Source organism: Vibrio sp. 2132-1, assembly GCF_033344315.1.
Genome location: NZ_JAWPON010000728.1, coordinates 1 through 549, shown reverse-complemented (window position 1 = coordinate 549; position 549 = coordinate 1). Strand labels below are relative to the sequence as shown.

At 42.8% G+C, this 549-nt stretch carries 1 protein-coding gene and 1 pseudogene; both read right to left on the bottom strand.

Annotation, left to right across the window (positions count from 1 at the left end):
- Nucleotides 1–91 (bottom strand): annotated as a pseudogene (locus tag R8N47_RS27635) (5'/3'-nucleotidase SurE); the annotation flags it as partial.
- A partial coding sequence (gene truD, locus R8N47_RS27630; RefSeq protein WP_318186416.1) for a tRNA pseudouridine(13) synthase TruD occupies nt 91–549 on the bottom strand: 459 nt, incomplete at its 5' end. The gene truD and the pseudogene R8N47_RS27635, both read right to left, overlap by 1 nt.

The following is a 549-nucleotide window of genomic DNA, read 5'->3' as shown; positions in this document are numbered from 1 at the left end:
CCGCTAACGCGTGAATTCCTTGAGCATGCACACCGTCGTCATTACTAATTAGAATTCTTAAAGGTTTTGTATTTAGTGAATCCAGTTCCATTAGTATTCTCTTTCTACTTTGACCTCATTCACCAACTCACGAACAATGGATGTGGCAAAAGAGCCTGCATCGAGTGAGAAGGTCAACGTAATATTGTTACCTTCAACGTTCCAAGCTAAGTCTTTTGGTTTGAGTGCGATTTCACGACGATCGTGACGCATACGATTACCACGGATCAGAGCCATTAAATCAGGTTCTTCATCAATAAATGGCTGTTCTAATGCAAGTGCATCAGCTTGGGTCGGTAACGCATTATCACCCGCTAAAGCGGCAGTGATCTCAACTTCACTCAATGCAAGCTTGTTTTGCATATCAGCAAGGTTATTCGCATCAACAGCCAACAATCCTTGTGATGTCTGTGCGATGTCACCATCAATGAATTTATCAAACACACCATTTTCTAGACGAGCAGAAACGATGCGGTTGAAGATCCATGAACGTGCTGCAGACAGGTACAT